This is a genomic window from Polaromonas sp. P3_B4 (genome assembly GCF_056402835.1).
In genome coordinates this window covers 264519-281085 of record NZ_JBFUGQ010000002.1, presented here as the reverse complement: position 1 = coordinate 281085, position 16567 = coordinate 264519, and the positions used below count along the sequence as shown (strand labels likewise).

At 63.5% G+C, this 16567-nt stretch carries 15 protein-coding genes; 6 read left to right on the top strand and 9 right to left on the bottom strand.

All coding sequences use genetic code 11. The annotated features are described in order from the left end of the window. Positions 1-72: 72 nt before the first annotated feature. A complete protein-coding gene (locus AC1DVV_RS18170; protein WP_457282490.1) occupies positions 73-558 on the top strand; it encodes an Lrp/AsnC family transcriptional regulator in 486 nt (161 codons plus the stop codon). A 74-nt stretch (positions 559-632) separates the two neighbouring features. On the opposite strand, the gene AC1DVV_RS18165 is transcribed toward AC1DVV_RS18170, so the two are convergent. The 3 genes from AC1DVV_RS18165 to AC1DVV_RS18155 form a co-directional block, all read right to left on the bottom strand. After that, entirely contained in the window at positions 633-2084 is a 1452-nt protein-coding gene (locus tag AC1DVV_RS18165) for a DUF3999 domain-containing protein (protein ID WP_457282489.1), read from the bottom strand. Further along, a complete protein-coding gene (locus AC1DVV_RS18160; protein ID WP_477701624.1) occupies positions 2081-5074 on the bottom strand; it encodes a DUF2339 domain-containing protein in 2994 nt (997 codons plus the stop codon). The genes AC1DVV_RS18165 and AC1DVV_RS18160 overlap by 4 nt, the downstream gene beginning before the upstream one ends. A gap of 218 nt (positions 5075-5292) precedes the next feature. Continuing rightward, a complete protein-coding gene (locus tag AC1DVV_RS18155) occupies positions 5293-6165 on the bottom strand; it encodes a LysR family transcriptional regulator (protein ID WP_477701623.1) in 873 nt (290 codons plus the stop codon). Between the two features lie 140 nt (positions 6166-6305). Between AC1DVV_RS18155 and AC1DVV_RS18150 the strand changes: the two genes are divergently transcribed. After that, positions 6306-7265 carry a DMT family transporter gene (locus AC1DVV_RS18150; RefSeq protein ID WP_477701622.1) on the top strand — a complete coding sequence of 320 codons (960 nt, stop codon included), beginning with the start codon at positions 6306-6308 and terminating at the stop codon, positions 7263-7265. 686 nt (positions 7266-7951) lie between these two features. Here AC1DVV_RS18150 and glmU read toward each other — a convergent pair. Beyond that, positions 7952-9412 carry a bifunctional UDP-N-acetylglucosamine diphosphorylase/glucosamine-1-phosphate N-acetyltransferase GlmU gene (gene glmU / locus AC1DVV_RS18145; protein ID WP_477701621.1) on the bottom strand — a complete coding sequence of 487 codons (1461 nt, stop codon included), beginning with the start codon at positions 9410-9412 and terminating at the stop codon, positions 7952-7954. Here glmU and AC1DVV_RS18140 point away from each other — a divergent pair. Then, positions 9411-10352 carry a DUF6279 family lipoprotein gene (locus tag AC1DVV_RS18140; protein ID WP_477701620.1) on the top strand — a complete coding sequence of 314 codons (942 nt, stop codon included), beginning with the start codon at positions 9411-9413 and terminating at the stop codon, positions 10350-10352. The two genes, glmU and AC1DVV_RS18140, sit on opposite strands and share 2 nt — an antisense overlap. A gap of 28 nt (positions 10353-10380) precedes the next feature. On the opposite strand, the gene AC1DVV_RS18135 is transcribed toward AC1DVV_RS18140, so the two are convergent. Beyond that, a complete protein-coding gene (locus tag AC1DVV_RS18135; RefSeq protein WP_477667432.1) occupies positions 10381-10698 on the bottom strand; it encodes a hypothetical protein in 318 nt (105 codons plus the stop codon). Between the two features lie 185 nt (positions 10699-10883). Continuing rightward, on the bottom strand, positions 10884-11642 hold the full coding sequence (locus AC1DVV_RS18130) for a Crp/Fnr family transcriptional regulator (protein ID WP_477667433.1): 759 nt from the start codon (positions 11640-11642) through the stop codon (positions 10884-10886). A gap of 78 nt (positions 11643-11720) precedes the next feature. Between AC1DVV_RS18130 and AC1DVV_RS18125 the strand changes: the two genes are divergently transcribed. Next, positions 11721-12128, top strand: coding sequence for a BLUF domain-containing protein (locus AC1DVV_RS18125; protein WP_477667434.1), 408 nt, complete (start codon positions 11721-11723; stop codon positions 12126-12128). Positions 12129-12140: 12 nt separating this feature from the next. Here the strand turns inward: AC1DVV_RS18125 and AC1DVV_RS18120 are convergent, their stop codons facing one another. Beyond that, complete coding sequence (locus tag AC1DVV_RS18120) at positions 12141-13130, bottom strand: MBL fold metallo-hydrolase (protein WP_477667435.1); 990 nt, start codon at positions 13128-13130, stop codon at positions 12141-12143. 232 nt (positions 13131-13362) lie between these two features. Continuing rightward, entirely contained in the window at positions 13363-13917 is a 555-nt protein-coding gene (locus AC1DVV_RS18115) for a gluconokinase (protein WP_477701619.1), read from the bottom strand. Positions 13918-14058: 141 nt separating this feature from the next. On the opposite strand from AC1DVV_RS18115, the gene AC1DVV_RS18110 reads away from it, so the two are divergent. Then, a complete protein-coding gene (locus AC1DVV_RS18110; RefSeq protein WP_457282476.1) occupies positions 14059-14520 on the top strand; it encodes a TfoX/Sxy family protein in 462 nt (153 codons plus the stop codon). A gap of 68 nt (positions 14521-14588) precedes the next feature. On the opposite strand, the gene AC1DVV_RS18105 is transcribed toward AC1DVV_RS18110, so the two are convergent. Further along, complete coding sequence (locus AC1DVV_RS18105) at positions 14589-15218, bottom strand: DUF2917 domain-containing protein (RefSeq protein ID WP_457282475.1); 630 nt, start codon at positions 15216-15218, stop codon at positions 14589-14591. 161 nt (positions 15219-15379) lie between these two features. Here AC1DVV_RS18105 and AC1DVV_RS18100 point away from each other — a divergent pair, with 161 nt between their 5' ends. Beyond that, complete coding sequence (locus AC1DVV_RS18100) at positions 15380-16363, top strand: LysR substrate-binding domain-containing protein (RefSeq protein ID WP_457282474.1); 984 nt, start codon at positions 15380-15382, stop codon at positions 16361-16363. Positions 16364-16567 lie beyond the last annotated feature (204 nt).

Here is a 16567-nt window from a genome sequence, read left to right as displayed (position 1 = left end):
TTTTTTCATTTCAATGAAATTAAATTTCATTCATTACAATGAATAGAATTAAATTTCATTTATATTACATTAATGGAACAAATACTCGTTGATGACATCGACGTAAAGCTACTGAACAGCCTGCAAACCGATGCATCGCTGAGCAATCAGGCGCTGGCCGAACGCGTCCATATCTCGCCGCCGACCTGCTTGCGCCGCGTGAAACGCCTGCGCGATGCCGGGCTGGTGGAACGTGAAATCGCGCTGCTCAGCCCCGACAAACTGGCCGCCCTCACCGGCCACGGGCTGACGGCCCTGGTCGAAATCACGCTGGATCGTCAAGGCACCGAGCAGCAGGAGGCGTTTGAGGCGCGGGTGGTGCAGGACGAAGCAGTGCAGCAGTGCTACCGCGTCTCACCGGGGCCGGACTTCATGCTGGTGGTGCATGTGGCCGACATGCCGCGCTACCTGGCGCTGGCGCAACGGCTTTTCACCAGCGACGCGAATGTGCGCAACGTGAAGGCTTTTTTCAGCACCAAACGCGCAAAATTTGAACCAAAAGTGCTTCTGACCCAATAAGAATCAGCGCGAGCAGCTATCAAAACAATAGCACATCAGCGACTCCGTCAGCACCCACCACCCGCCGCAAGACCTTATGGGGCCGGTCCGGGGCCTTGCCGGGTTTGCCTGAGCAGCACCCACGCCATCAGCCCCAGCGCCAGCGCGCCCGCCAGCAAGACGCCCCACAACACCAGGCTGCGTGTGGGCATGCCCTGGCTGGGGGGCTGCGCCGCCACCAGCGGGCCGGCCGCACCGGCACTGCCACCGGTGACGTCTGCTTTGGACACGTCGGCCTGGGCGACAGGCAAGGCGTTTTCCTGTTGCGCCTTATAGCCAGGAATCAGGCTGGCCATGGGCAGAAAAGCGCCTGCTGCGCCCGTTGCGCTGGCCAGGCCCGCAGCCAGGGTGAAAGGGCCCTGCCCGCTGGCCAGAAAGATGAGTTGCGCCGGTTCAAACTGCAGGACGATTTCAGGCGCGGCGGCAAACCCCGGCGTTTTGAGGTCGGCTTCGATCTTCATTTCGCGCACTGATGAGCCCTGCAATTCGACCGGCCCGCTGGTTTGCTCTTTACCTGCGGTTGTCATCCGGTAGACCACGGCGCTGGCCAGCAAAGCCCAGGGCTGGTTGCGGTCATTACGGCCCAGCACGCGGATGGGCACCAGCACATTGCTGCCTTGCGGCGTGATCTTTAAAGCGGCAACAGGCGTGGCAAAGGGCAACGCAAAAGTCAGCTCATGGGGATTCGTCAGCACCGGCGTGGTCATGGTGGCGCCCACACGCTGGCGCAGGGCCGTGCTGCGGGACGTGACCAGCGTGGCGCCGCGCAGGGTGACGGCGGCGTCGCCCCAGGTGATGCGCAGGTACTGGTCTTTCAAATCCGCCATGGAAAGCGCAAGGCTGTTGTCGCCCAGGCTCGCGGCTTTGGCAGAAGCATCGGCGCGGTACAGCACGGTGTCGGCCAGGGGCCGCCAGTTCTTCAGGTCCTTGCTGGCCTGCACATTAAAGCTGACGGGCTGGCCGACCGGCAGGTCGGCGTCCAGCGTCATGCGGGCGGCAGGCGCATTGACGCTGCGTGTGTCGAGCAGCGCGCCCAGCACTTTTTGCGATGAAGCTGCACCCGCGGTGTTTGCGCCGCTGCCCGTGTTGAGCTGCACCACGCGCCGGCCCTGCCGCTCTTCAATGCGCAGCGACAGGCCTTCCAGGCCGGCAGCGCCTGCGGCACCCAGAATGGGGTACGCCGTGAGCTTGACCTGCTGCTCCTGCGTCGCCGTTTCCGCGGCAACATTGGCCAGCGCCATGGGCACCGGCTGACCCGCCGCGTTGAAGAGGCGCAGGTCGCCATAACCGGCACTTTGCAGCCGCACCAGGGCCTCGGCAGGCACCAGCAGCCGCTGCAGCGGCGCGTCGGGCGCCAGCGTGACGGGTATGCGAACGGCATACGATTTGGCGCTGCCGGCATCCGCGGCGTCGGCGGCCTGCACCAGCAGCGGGGTTGCGAGTCCGGCGGACAGCGCCAGCGTTAAAAAGCGTTGGTTGATTTTCATGACTGGGCTTCTTTCAGGTCACCCGCACCCGCGGGCAAGAGATCTTCCGAAGTGGCAGCAACAGCGGCCTTGGGCGGCAGCGGCGCAAAGTAGCCCACCACCAGCATCAGCACACCCACCACGATGAACGCGATGATGCGCTCCGCACCGCCGGCGTTCGACAGGTCAATCAACAGCAGCTTGACGACCACCAGGCCCAGCAGGCCTGCGCCCACCAGCCACAGCGGCCGCTGCACGCGCCGGTGCGCCAGCACCATCAGGCTCAGGGCCAGCAGCGTCCACAAAATGGCGTAACCGGTTTGCACCACGAAGCTGCCGAACAGCGCGTCGGCATCCCAGCGCACGCCGAAGAAATGGTGGGCGATGCGCAGCCACACGGTATTGACGGCGACAAACACCAGCAAGGCCAAAGCCACCAGCGCATTGCGGCCGGTGACCCACCCCGCATTGCCCGGCGGCGGCGCGGCCGTCACCAGCACGCGGCGCCAGAACACCAGGCTGCCCAGCGCAAGCGCGAGCGTCAGGTCGGTCGGGTTGAGCAGCGGGATGTAAGGCAGGGGCGCGGTACGGCCCGAGGAAGTGACGGCGGCAGCGAGAGCCCCCCAGAACACCAGCACCGCCAGCGGCAAGGCTGCATACCAGTAGTAAGCCTGGGCATGCGGATTGAGAGGCCACTTCGCGCCCTGTCGCAGGGCCGCGCTGTTGGCCCGCCCCGCCCAGACCGCCAGCAGCATCAGCACCGCGATGGCGCTGACCAGCAAGACCACGCCGGCCCACGAAGTGCGCCAAAGCTCGGCCTTGCCGATACCCGACCACAGGCAGTCTGCAAGGAGGAAGGTCACCAGCCATGCGCTTGCGGCGTGCAGGAAACCATAGGGCGACTGAGAGGCGCCAGTGGACGTAGCCTGCGCCAACGCCTGGCGGTCCGTCTGCCGCAGCATCCAGTAATGCAGCACCAGCACCGCCGGCCACACGGCCCACGCCGGCGTAGCGAGCACGCGGTAGCCTTGACCGGCCTGCGCCACATAACCCAGCGCCAGCACACCCACGGTGATGCGCGCGGGCCAGGTCGCCACCGCCCATTGCTTCTTCAGGCCCAGCACCATCGACAAGGCCGCGCTGGCCACCACTGCCAGCATCATCAGCAGGCCGGTGGTGCGGTCGCTAAAGGCCTGCCGGGGAAAGGCATCGGCCTCCAGCGCCGGCACACGGCGGTTGATTTCCAGCAACCAGGCCAGGCACCAAAAGAAAAAACCGTAGAGGTAAACAGGAACACTGAGCTGCGACTCCACACCGGCATAGGCCTTGGCCCACGAAGACTCGCTGTGCGGCAGGGGCCGGCGCAGCCACCAGGCCAGCTGCAGCGCCGGCAGCGCGATCAGCATGGCGCCGATAAAGGCCGGGTTGCCGAACGGAATGGCCGATACGGGGTTGCCCAACGCGCCTGCGTCATCAAGCCCACCCAAAAACGCCATGGCGGCCACGCCCTGCAGCAGCAAGCCGAAAGCGCGCGGCATCCAGCGCGCCTGCCGCATGCCGACCCAGAACGCGCCCGCGCCTTCGAGCGCCCAGACAGCCGAGGTCCACTTTGCATCAAGCGCCAGCGGCACCGCCAGCGTGGCAAAACCCACACCCACTGCAATAAAGCATTCAATCAGCAGGCGGTAGCTGGACAGCGCCCGGCCCACCAGCACCATCGCCGTCACCAGGTACAGCGCGGCAAAGCCCAGCGCCGAAAAGGCCGTGCCCAGTTCCATGGTGCGCACCAGCCCGGCCTGAAGGCCGAAACCCACCAGCGGCGTGCCGAACACCAGCATGGTGTCGACGGCGTTGCCGAGCTCCGTGGGCGTGTTGCGCGCATAGAGGATGGCGGCGAAAAGATAGATCAGTACAAAGCCGATAAGGAAGGGCTGGGTGCTGGCGTAATGCTCTGGCGTGTACTTGAGCACGCCCCAGGCAGTGGCCACGCCGAAGGTGGCGATAAAGCCCACCACGTTCAGGATGCGCCATGAGCGCTTCCAGGCAATGAACAGGATGGCCAGGTTCAGCACTGAGTAATAGCTGAAGAGACCCACATGGCTGCCCTGCCCTGTCGACAGCAGAATCGGCACGGCAAAACCGCCGGCGAAGGCCGCCACCGCCAGCGCACGCGAGTTTTGCAGCAATGCCAGCGCGCAGCTGAGCGCGCACACCACGATCATCAAACCAAAGGCCGGCAGCGGCTCCAGCAAGCCGTACATGCGGAAGGCCGCAAACACCGTGAGGTACATCACCGCCACGCCGGCGCCCTGCAGAGCGAGTGCAAAGCCGGGCTTTTCCGTGCGCTTGCGAAAACCCACGGCCAGCAGCGCGATCGCCGCGGCAGCGATGGCCGTCAGGCGAAACTCCACCGGGAAGAGCCCGGCCGATGCCGCGTAGCGCGCCAGGAACGACAGGCCGATGAACAAAATGACCAGCCCGACCCGCACGATGGTGTTGCCGCCCAGGAACCAGTTTTTGCCGGCAATCAGGGCCAGCTCGATGGCATTGGGCTGGGCCGGTGTGTATGTCGGCCGGCTGGCGGGGGCGGCCTGACCGCGCGGCAGGCCGTTCGGGGCCAGGTCTTCTTGCAGGGATGCCTCTTCATTGCTGACGGCACTGAGAGCGCTGGCGGCCGCTGGCGCCATGGTTTGCGGCGCAGCAGGTGCACGTGCAGGAAGCTGGGCAACGGGCGAAGGAGCGGCGTTTTCAAACTCCCTGAAACCGCCGTCATCCTCCGTGGCCTGGATGCTGCCGCGCGGCATGGCAGGCGGATGCTGTGCCGATGCGGTCGCCGCCCTCACCTGCGGCGCATGCTTTTTGTGTGCAGCCTCGACTTCGGCTCGCACGGCCCAACGCAAGGAGAGGCCGGCGAACAAACCGAGGAAGCCCCCCAGAAAAACACCGAAATCGCCATAGCCCGGCCAGAACCAGCCCAGCACGGCACCCCAAACAATGCTCCAGATAATCATGACCCCGGCCTCCCTGTTGTTTTCCGTGCTGCGATGTCGCGCGCCAGCCTGCGGAATGGGCTGATGGTACTTGATGGACCCACTCGTGAGCACCGGCGGCGCGGTGCCGGGTAAGCCGGCAGAAAAGCCCCTATGCAACCCTCATTGATTTAGAAAGAAACCGGCTGAAATCCAATCAGGACAAGCGCAAGCAGCTATCAAATAAGTAGCAAACTGACTCAGTGCACTCTGGCCCCTTCACGGGCGGTGTTCCAGAAGGCGCGTGCCAGCGGCGAGAGTTTGGCCACATCCAGGCAGGCCAGGCCGACCGTGCGCGGCTGCGGCGGTGACAGGGGCCGGTACACCACGCCCCTGGGTGCGTCGGGCAGCGCGAGGCGGGCAGCTACCGATACCGCCAAACCCTGTTGCACAAATTGCAGGATGGAAATGATCTGCGTGAAGTGATACAGCACCTTGGGCAGCGCGATGTTTTTCTGCAGGATGGGCACAATGACCGGGCCGCAGCCGGCCTCCGTCAGCACAAAGTCCAGCCCCGTCAGAGCGGTAACCGGCACGGCCTTGTGTTTGGCCAGTGGGTGTTTGGCCGGCAGGATGGCGACAAACTCGTCCTGCACCAGCGGCAGCACCTCAAAGCGCTCGTCGGGCACAACGACAAAACCGAGTTCCACCCGCTTTTGCAGCAGCCAGTCGTCCACCACTTCGTCGCTTTCCTCTTCAATGCGCACCTGCGCGCCCGGATGGCGCTTTTTAAAGGCAGCCAGCAATGGCGGCAGCAGGTTGACGGTGGATGTGGGCCCAAACGAGCCGATGCGCAGCGTGCCGGTTTTCAGCTCACGGGCGTCGCCGAGCTCCTGCGTCATGGTGGCGGCCAGGGCGGTCATTTCGCGGGCGCGCAACAGCAGGCGCTCACCGGCATCCGTCATGGCCACGCCGGACGCGTCGCGCTGTGCGAGCTTGACGCCGAACTGCGTTTCGAGCGCGCGCAGCGCATGGCTGACGGCCGATTGCGTCGTGCCCAGCCGCATGGCCGCGCGTGAAAAGCTGCGGCATTCATCGAGGGTGATCAGGACTTCAAGTTGGGCGAGTGTCATGGCCGGCTTGGAAAAGCGGTAAAACGGTAAAGCGGTGCATGGGCAATGATGAGTAAACACTCATTTGATGGTGAACTAAATAGCAGTTAATCTCATGCATCAATCTAACCGATGCCAGTCTTTTTTCCAATAAAAACCGCATGACAGCCACAGCCACATCTTCCACCGCAGCGCCCTTGCCCGGCATTGTGCCCACGACTCCGCCGGCTGGTAAAAGCCTTCTGGGCCTGTACCTGCGCCTGACCTGCGTGCCATTTCTCTGGGGCGGCACCTTCATTGCCGGGCGCGTCATCTCAGCCCACCTGCCGCCCGCCACGGCGGGTTTCATACGCTTTGTGTTTGCCACGCTGGCCCTGCTGGTGGCGCTGAATTTCACCGAAGGCCTGCGCGCACTCACGACACTGTCGCGCCGCCAGCTGCTGGGCACGATGGCGCTGGGCGCCACCGGTATCTTTATTTACAACCTGCTGTTCTTCACGGCGCTTTCCGTGCTGCCGGCAGGCCGCACCTCGCTCATCATTGCCCTGAACCCGGTGGTCACACTGCTGCTGGCCGCCGCATTCCTGGGCGACCGGCTTTCGCCAGTGCGCTGGCTGGGTGTGGCCCTGGCGTTGCTGGGCGTGTGGATCGTCGTCACGCGAGGCGACCTTTCGCAAATCGCGCAGTCACTTGGCAAGGGGGAGCTGTCGATGTTTGGCGCGGTGTGCGCCTGGGCGGTGTACACGCTGCTGGGACGCAAGCTGTTGCAGGGCCTGTCACCCGTGCTGGCCACGCTCTGGGCCGCCATCTGGGGCACGCTGTTCCTGGGCCTGCTGGCCCTGCGCGACATCGCCAGCGTATATGCCGAATCATTCACCCCTGAGGTGTGGGCCGGCCTGGCGTTTCTCGGCGTGCTCGGCACCGCGGTGGCTTTTGTCTGGTACTACGAAGGCCTGCGCCAGCTGGGCGCGGCACGCACCGTGGTGTTCAACAACCTGGTGCCGGTGTTTGGCGTGTTGCTGGGGTGGCTGATTCTGGGGGAACCCTTGAGCGTCAGTTTGCTGGCGGGTGGGGCGTTGGCGATTTTTGGGGTGTTTTTGGTGAATCGGGTGAAGGGGTGAGGCCGGGTTTGTTCTGTCGTTGCGTTTTTTGCTGAGGGTTGTTGGCCGGGGGTTGCCCGGCATGCAACTCACTTTTCTTTGCTTCGCCAAAGAAAAGTAAGCAAAAGAAAGGCGACCCTGCTGTCTGCGTCCCTACGCTGCGCTTCGGGCAACCTGCGGTGCTCGGTTCAGGCGGGGTCTCGCTCGAACTCGCCTTCGGCTCAGACAATCGCGATCCCTGATCCGCCTGAACCTGCGCTCCTCGGCGCAGACAGAAGGGGCAATCGGGAGCGGGGACCGAAGACAAAGACAAATACCAACTCCAATACCAACAAGGGCACGCCAAGGCGTGTCCTTGTTTCTTCAGGTGTCCGGGTTCTGGTATTCGGTTGTTGGTTGTTCGGTATTCCTCTCCCACCCCCTTGTGTATGCGCCGAGGAGCGCAGGGCCAGACGGATCAGGGCAAAAACTTGTTTGAGCGAAGCGAGTTGTTTTTGACCCCGGCTGGACCGAGCACCGCAGGTTGCCCGAAGCGAAGCGGAGGGACGCAGGAACCAGGGTCGCCTTTTCTTTGCTTACTTTCTTTTGGCGAAGCAAAAGAAAGTGAGTTGCATGCCGGGCAACCCCCGGCCAGCTACCCTCAGCAGAGCGCGCCTAACCCTGAGCAAGAACGGCCAAGACAAGGCTCTGCCCCGATAGGCAAAGACCTATCCCTTAACCACCTTCACAGGCCTCTTCCAGTTAGGCAAACTGACCTGCTTGCCCCGCGCCACACTCAACGAATTCGGTGGCGTACTTTTCGTGATGGTTGAACCTCCGCCCACCGTGCCGCCCGCGCCTATGGTGACGGGTGCCACCAGCACGCAGTTGCTGCCGATGTGCACGTCGGCTTCAATGACCGTGCGGTGCTTGTTGGCGCCGTCGTAGTTGGCGGTGATGCTGCCAGCGCCGTAGTTCACGCGCTCGCCCACCGTCGCGTCACCCAGGTAAGCCAGGTGGTTGGCCTTGGCGCCCTTGGCCAGGGTGGCATTTTTGACTTCCACAAAATTGCCGATGTGCACCTCGGCGCCCAGCTGCGCGCCGGGCCGCAGGCGGGCAAAAGGCCCGATCAACGCGCCCTCGCCGATCTGCACACCCAGCTTCTCGCCGTCGATATGCGTAAAGGGATGGATCACGGCGCCGGCGGCAATGGTGCAGTTGGCAATCACGCAGTTGGCGCCTATGCGTACTCCGTCGCCCAGCGTGACCTGGCCTTCGAACACGCAGTTCACGTCGACTTCCACATCCTGGCCGCAGCGAAGCGTGCCGCGCACATCGAGCCGTGCGGGATCGGCCAGCCGCACGCCTTGCTCCATCAGCGCCGTGGCCAGGCGGCTTTGGTACACACGTTCCAGTTCGGCCAGTTGCACCGGGCTGTTCACGCCGGCCACCTGGGCTGCGTCGGTGATCTGCTGCGCCACCACGGCCACGCCATCAGCCACCGCAAACTTGACGATGTCGGTGAGGTAATACTCGCCTTGGGCATTTTGATTGTCCAGCCGGGAAAGCCAGGCACGCAGCAGGCGCGTGGGGACAGCCATGATGCCGCTGTAAATTTCACGTATCTCGCGCTGGGCAGGTGTCGCATCTTTATGCTCAACGATGGCGCGTACCTGGGCCGAGGCTTCGGTGCCGGCCCGCAAGGGCTCGGAGGCGTGCGCTTGCGCGCGCACGATACGGCCATAACCCGTGGGGTCGGCCATGCTGAGCGTGAGCAGCGCCAGGCGCTGGCCGTCGCATTGCGCCAGCAGGGCCTGCAGGGTCCCGGCCTGGGTCAGCGGCACATCACCCGACAGCACCAGGGTGACGCCATCGTCGGCCAGCAGGGGAATTGCCTGCTGCACCGCATGGCCCGTACCGAGTTGTGGCTCCTGACGCGCAAATTGCAGGCTGACCTTCGAATCCGCGCCTGATTCCTGCTGCGCAAAGCCCTGGCAGGCGGCCTCAACAGCCTCAGCGCCGTGGCCGGTAATGACGACCGCCTTGCGCGCTGACAAAGACGCAGCGCATTCGATGACATGCTGCAGCAAAGCCTTCCCGCCCAATCGGTGCAAAACCTTGGGTAAGCTGCTTTTCATCCGCGTGCCTTTGCCTGCGGCCATGATGACGACATCAACTGGGGTTGCCATGAAGTTTCCTCTGGATTTTCGAAGGACAGGATTTGAAAAGCGTGCCACCCCCGCCGGGGCAGGGCTGGTACGCAGCTTACGGATTATCGGTGTGCTTGCCGCCGTGCTGCTGGGTGCCGTGCTGCCCGGCTGCAACGTGATGATGAAACTGGCCTACAACCAGGCGCCTGAGCTGGTGTATTGGCATCTGGATGGTCATTTTGACTTCACCGATGCGCAAAGCGTGCAGGTCAGGGCTGACCTGGACAAGCTGCATGCCTGGCACCGGCAAACCCAGCTTCCGGGCTATATCGACACGCTGCAAAAACTGCAGCACCAGATGCCGCAGGACATGGATACGGCAAAGGCTTGTGCGGTCTATACCGACCTCCGCCGAAAGCTGCTGGTGGTGTCGAACGAGGCGGAACCCCTCATGACGAAGCTGGCGGGCACGCTCCACGTCAGCCAGATGAAGAAGCTGCAGCAGCGTTTTGAAAAAGGCAATGCCGACTACCGCGAGGACTTTCTGGAGTCATCCAAAACGAGCCGCAAAAAACGCTACAAAGAGGCGGTGAATCGGGCCGAAATGCTTTACGGGCGGCTGGAAGAAAAACAGCTGGACATCATTGGCCGTCGGATCGATGCGTCCCACTTTGACGCCGCCGTGTCCTACCGGGAAAGGCTGCGGCGCCAGCAGGATGCCCTGCAAACCCTGCGCCCGCTGGCTGACGGCCACAGCACACCCGAGAAAACGCAGGCCGCCGTGAACGGACTGTTTGAACGCACGCTGAACTCACCAGACATCGCTTATCGGGACTACCTCGAACGCCTGACCCAGGACATTTGCCAGGGCTTTGCAGAACTGCACAACAGCACGACGCCCGCCCAGCGCTTAAAAGCAGTGGAAAACCTTCACCGCTATGAGCGGGATTTCAAAGCCCTGCACAGCCAAAAGTCCTGACACCGGAACCTGCCCCGCGCAACCCGGCTTATTTGCCGGGCGCTTTGGAATGGGACAAACCTTCCTGTTCAGCTTTCTTCAGTTCTGCCGCCTGCTGGGGTGAATCGGGTTTCGCCGCCTTCGCATCGGCAGCGACATCTGCATCCTTGAGATAGGACTTGATGTTCTTCTGGTAGTCGCGGGTGGCTTCATAGCTCCCTTCGCCCATCTGACCGGCCGGGGCATCGCCCGGCCTGGACTGCCGCGGCTGGAACTCGCGTGATCCGCTGCTTTGCTGTTGCTGGCGGTCCGAAACACGGCGCGGTTGCTGCTGCAGGCGTGCGCCGGGTGCTTGTGCGTGGTTCATGAACGTCTCCTGGGTGGTTGTCGGTGCGCCGTCGTCACGGCCTTCCCTTCGCTGGAAAAAGGGGGGCAAATCGCGGGCAAGGGGAGTCACCTTAAAGCCGGATGCGGGCCGCATTTGTCATCCGCCCCACGGCCTTGTTGTCAGCGACCGCCTACACGCCTGAACCAAGCTGGAATCAGATGAAATCAGAGCAATGGAACCTGCGCAGGCGGCGTGTCGTAATAGTCGGCAATGCGCTCCAGCGCGCGGGTATTGAGCAACCGGAGCTGCCCATTTTCAATCTCATGCAGGCCCAGCTGGCGCAAACGCCTGAGCGTCTTGTTGGTGTGCACCAGCGACAGTCCCAGCGCGTCGGCAATATGCTGCTGGTTGATGGGAAACCCTATCCAGCCTTTTTCAGCCATGCCCACGCGTTCCAGCCTGCGGTACAGGTGCATCAACAGCATCGCCACGCGTTCGGTGGCATTGCGCCGGCCGGCCGTCAGCAGATGGTCATCGACCATACCTTCCTCTCGCGCGCCCATCCACGTGATGTCGTAGCCCAGGCTGGGGTGGTTGCGAAACAGTTCCCACAGACCGTCCCGCGGAAACACACAGAGGCTTACATCCGTCACTGCCTCGATGCCGTGCATGGCGCCGTCCGCGAACTTTTGCTGCAGGCCGATGAAGTCGCCGGGCAACAGGAAATTGAGGATTTGCCGGCGGCCGTCGCTCAGGGTTTTGTAGCGGAAGGCCCATCCCGAATACAGCGTGAAGAGCTTGCCGTTGGGCTTTTGTTCATACAGGATGGTGCCGCCCGCCCGCACTGCAGAGGTGCCGGTGCGAAAGGCTTCGATGAACGCCAGTTCCCCATCGCTGACAGGCATGAAGGCCCCGGTCCTGCGCAGCCCGCAGGCATTGCAGTGAGGTGGACAAATCGATGACGTTGGCGCTGGAATGTTCATAAAAGGAGCATCTTAGGCGCATTTGGCTGTGTCTTTTGACATTGTGAAAAGGCAGGCTGCCCGCTACATTCAGCCGCCATGACGCCAACAAGCCCCACGCCGTATGAAGTTCTTTATGTCAGTACCCTGGCGCCCGAAGCGCCGCTCAGTGTCGTGGCGAACATTGCCGTCAAGGCCCGTCAGGCCAACGCCGAGCGGGACATCACCGGGCTGCTGATTTTTGACGGCATGCGCTTTTGCCAGCAACTGGAGGGCGACCAGAAGCAGGTGCTGACGTTGCTGGAACGCATCCGCCAGGACACCCGCCACATCAACATGCAGGTTCTGCACCATGGCGAACTGGCCGCCCGGCGATTCCGGCGCTTCAGCCTGGGCTACTGCCTGGTCGAGGATGAGGACGTGCTGGAGCGCATGGAAACCCTGGACGACCAGGCCGCGCTCGATGCCTTTGTGGGATTGCTTTCCAGGCTGGACCTGGATTCCTGAACGCGCCGGGCTTCAGCCCTGCAGCGCCTGCCACATTTCCTGGTCGCGTTGGGCTGTCCAGATACGCGGGTTCTTGATGCCGCTGGCCTCGTCAAACGCCCGGCTCACGTCAAACGGCAGGCAGTGCTCGTAAATGAACACATGGCCGAAGATCGGGTCCATGCTTTTGCGGGTGTGGTTCATGGCGGCTTTGAGGTCCATGCCGGCGGCGGCGGCTTCTTTGCCCGCCTGGTACAGGGTTTCGACCCAGCGCTTCGTATAGTCCAACGCCTTGTTGACGTTGGCCGCGCCCTTCATGGCCTCGCCGCGGCCGGGCACGATGGCTTCGGCTTTCAGTGCGCGCAGGGCTTCCAGTGTGGCGGGCCATTCCTCCAGCTGGGCGTCGCCGGTGTAGACGCCGGCCTCGTACTCGACCAGGTCGCCTGAGAACAGCACTTTTTCTTCTTCGACCCATGCAATCGTGTCGCCGCGCGTGTGGCCGGGGCCCGGGTGCCACACCTGGACTTTCACCCCGCCCAGGTCCAGCACCAGCTTGCCGGGCACCTCGCCTTTCACCGGATTGCCGCCGTCGATGACCAAAGTCGGCCAGGTCAGGCCGGGCACGCTTTCGGCGTTGCGAAAGAGACGCGGAAAGCGTTCCATCTCGCTTTGCATGTCCTGCGCGCCGCGCTCGACGATGAGCTCGTACGTGCCCCGGCTGGCGATGACTTCCGTGGCGCCTTCCGCAAGGTAGGCGCTGGCGCCCAGCACCCGGACCGCGTGATAGTGAGTCAGCAGCACATATTTGATGGGCTTGTCGCTCACGGTGCGGATGCGGGCGATCAGGTCCTGTGCCATGGCCGGGGTGGCGGTGGCGTCGCTCACCATGATGAATTTGTCGCCAATGATCACGCCGGAATTGGGGTCACCCTCGGCGGTATAAGCCCAGCAATGTGCGCTGAGCTGCTCAAAGGTGATGACCTTGTCGGTGAGATCGGACTGCGAGGCGAAGGCTTTGGACATGCGGTTCCTGTGTTTGGGACGCTGTGCCGGCGGTTCAATGAACCCGCGGCAGTTTTGGGTCATTTTACTTAAACGTAATGCGTTACGGATAGTTGAACCAATACACCTGCCCGGTGAAAACGATTTCCAAGGCCGCTATTGATTTGATAGCTGCTTGCGCTCATCCTGATTGGGCTGCAAGGCAATTTGATGTCAAAAAACGGGCCCTGCAGGTGAGGCCGGCGGCAGGGCGCTACCCGCGGATTGCCAGCCAGGCAACCGCGCTGTCGGCCAGGGCTTCCAGGGAGGCATTCCCGGCCAGGGTCAACACGCCCGGCTCGGCCGAAGGATCCTGCAGCGCCTCGAACTGGCTGGCGACCAGGCTGGGTGGGTAAAAGTGGCCCGGGCGCGCGGAGACGCGCCGCAGGGATTCGGCCTGGCTGATGGCCAGGTGCACAAACTGCAGCCCGGGCACGGCAGCTCGCAGGCTGTCGCGGTAAGCGGCCTTGAGGGCCGAGCAGGTCAGCACGACACCGGCGGGGTGGCGTGCCAGTTCCACGCCCAGCTGGCGCAGCCAGTCAACGCGGTCTTCGTCCGTGAGGGGAATGCCTTGCTGCATCTTCTGGATGTTGCCGGGGGGATGGAAATCATCCCCTTCGATCAGCGGCAACACGAGCTGGTCGGCCATCAGACGCCCGACCGCCGACTTGCCGCAGCCGGCCACCCCCATGACCACCACATGGACCGGCGGACCGGCGTGGCGCACACCGGGCGCGGAAAAGGAGTGGGTCTGGGAAGCTGGAGCCATGCCCAAATTATCGCGGCCCGCCGCGTCTTTGCGCGTCGCGCCTGCGATATCTGCCAGGCACCGGTTTTTTGAACAAAGCGACAGCCACGGCGCGCTGCGCCCGCCGCAACACAATTGCGCCGGGTTTGGTATGGTTGCGCGATGGCCTCTTCCAGGAATGATTTTGCGACCTACTGCTGCGAGCTTTTGTCAGGCGTCGGGCCCTGCACGGCCAGGCGCATGTTTGGCGGGTTTGGCATCAGCACCTCGGGACTGACGCTGGCCCTGGTGGCCGACCTGGGCGGCGGCGAGAAGCTGTGGCTCAAGGCGGATGCGGAGACCCGCAGCCTGTATGAAGCCCATGGCTGTGAGCGGTTCACCTATGAAATGACACGCAATGGCGTCAGTGCGCCGCACAGTCTCAACTACTACGCGGCACCCGAAGAGGCGATGGAGTCGCCCGCCGTGATGCTGGAGTGGGCGCGTGTAGCGCTGGAGTGTGCGTTGAAGGCGCGTGCGGCCAAGGCGACCAAAGCGCCCAAGACAGCGAAGGCGAGGAAAACGCCAAAGGCGCCGGCAACCAGGACCGCCAAAACGGCCAAGCCCCGAACCAGGCGCCCATAAAAAAACCCGCAGCCTTGCGACTGCGGGTTAAACGGTTTTCCCGGAGTAAAACTGTTGGCTATCTGCGCTTAGACCAGGTTGGACATGGCCAGCACGTTGTAGTTGCGCGGCTGGAGCTGATTGTCCCTGTAGGCGTCAAAGTCGTGGCCGGTGACGTGAGGCCGGGCGCGGGCAGTGACGAACACCAGGGCAACGGGGGTCAGCACCGCTTCAACAGCGGCGACAGCACCCATCGCCAGCCCGCGGACCAGGCGGCCGAGGGCGCTAGTGGCCAGGCCGAAGGCGGCACGCAAGTCACCCAAAGGCTGCATCACGCCGGCGCGCCAGCCGGAAGTCTCTTTCATCTCGGGCACTTTGGCGCAGGCCGTTGCCGGCTCCCAGCTGAAATAAGCGGAAGCAGCGTGACCAGCGCTGAAGGACTCCATCACCAGCGACTCACCCGCCCGCAGCGAAAGGCTTTCGCCCCGGCTGAGGAAATGGTCGCCGGCGCGGACCTGGATGTCCTGGCTGGCGGAGTCGAAGGTGGCCCAGACCCGGCCATGCGCAATTCGCAACACCCCGGCCTGCGAGGCACGCAGCGTCAGCGCTCGGCCCGCGCCCAGTTTCCAGAAGCCCGCCAGGCCGGCCACATGGCCGTTGGTGGCATCGGAAGCCTGTTGCAAGAAACGATCTCCTGAGAGGTGAGCTGCGTGGTCCATGGTGTTCTCCTAAAAAGGCACAAAGTGAGTGATGAGGGTTGAATCATCTCGCCACGGGCTTGCACAGTCCAATGAAATCGCGGTAAGCTATTGATTCCATAATCGCATCAATCAATTAGGCCCGAATTGCCCTATTTGGCCTTTTTCACCCCCACACTGTCATGCTCCATTCACAAACACACTTGCGCTCCCGGCCGATTTCCGCCGGCCAGTTAAGGGCTTTTGAGGCCGTCGCCCGCCACCTCAACTTCCGCGCTGCCTCGGAAGAGCTGGCCCTCACCCAGTCGGCCGTGAGCCGCCAGATCCAGGGCCTGGAAGAAGACGTGGGCGTGAGCCTTTTTCACCGCCACACGCGCGCCGTGGAGCTCACCACCGCCGGCGGCATCTTGCTGCGGGCCGTCACGCCGTCGCTGGAGCGCATTGACAACGCCGTGCGGCAGATACGCCAGACCGCCGGGCGCAAGAGCGTGTCGCTCACCACCTTTGCCTCGTTTGCCTCGATGTGGCTGATCCCCCGGCTGGAGGGCTTTCAGCGCGACAACCCCGACATCGACATCCGGATTGATGCGTCGGACGTGGCTGTTGACCTGGACATTTCAGACCTGGACCTGGCCCTGCGTTACGCCCCGGCCAGCCACATGCCGCCAGGCGCCATACGCCTTTTCGGCGAGCAGATCACGCCGGTGATCAGCCCCTGGTTGCTTAAAAGCGGGCCGCGCCTGAAGAAACCCGACGACCTGGCGCAGTTCACCTTGATTGAGGCGGGCGACGCCCATCAGACGCACCTGGAATGGCTGACCTGGCGCCGCTGGCTGGAAGAGCACGCCAGCCCCAAGCTGGAAGCCAAGCGCTGGCTGTACTTCAACTACGCCTACCAGATGGTCCAGGCGACGCTGACGGGCCAGGGCGTGGTGCTGGCGCGGCTGCCACTGATTGCCGAAAGCCTGGCCTCGGGCGATCTGGTGGAGCCGCTGCCGCAAATGCGCATGGAGTCTCCGATGAGTTATTGGCTGATCATCGGCCCGCGCAATGTGGCCCGGCCCGAAGTGCTGGCGTTTTGCGACTGGCTCAAAAGCCAGGCCGCGCTGACGCGCGAGGCGATCGGCGATGTGCCCGACCCCGACACCGTGGATTCCCTGGACTAGAAACAGGGCCCCCACGCTCCCCCACTTCGTGTGGGTCGCTGCCCCCCGAGGGGGTCGCCCGCCTGTGGCCCGGCAAAGCCGGTTCCACGGCTCATGCTGGGCTTAAGAGTTCATTGAGTACAACGAGCGGGGACCCATGCAAGCAGGGGCCGCGGGTCCGGCTCGGCCGGCCCCAGGCGCCGCCCCCTTGAGGGGGGAACGGAC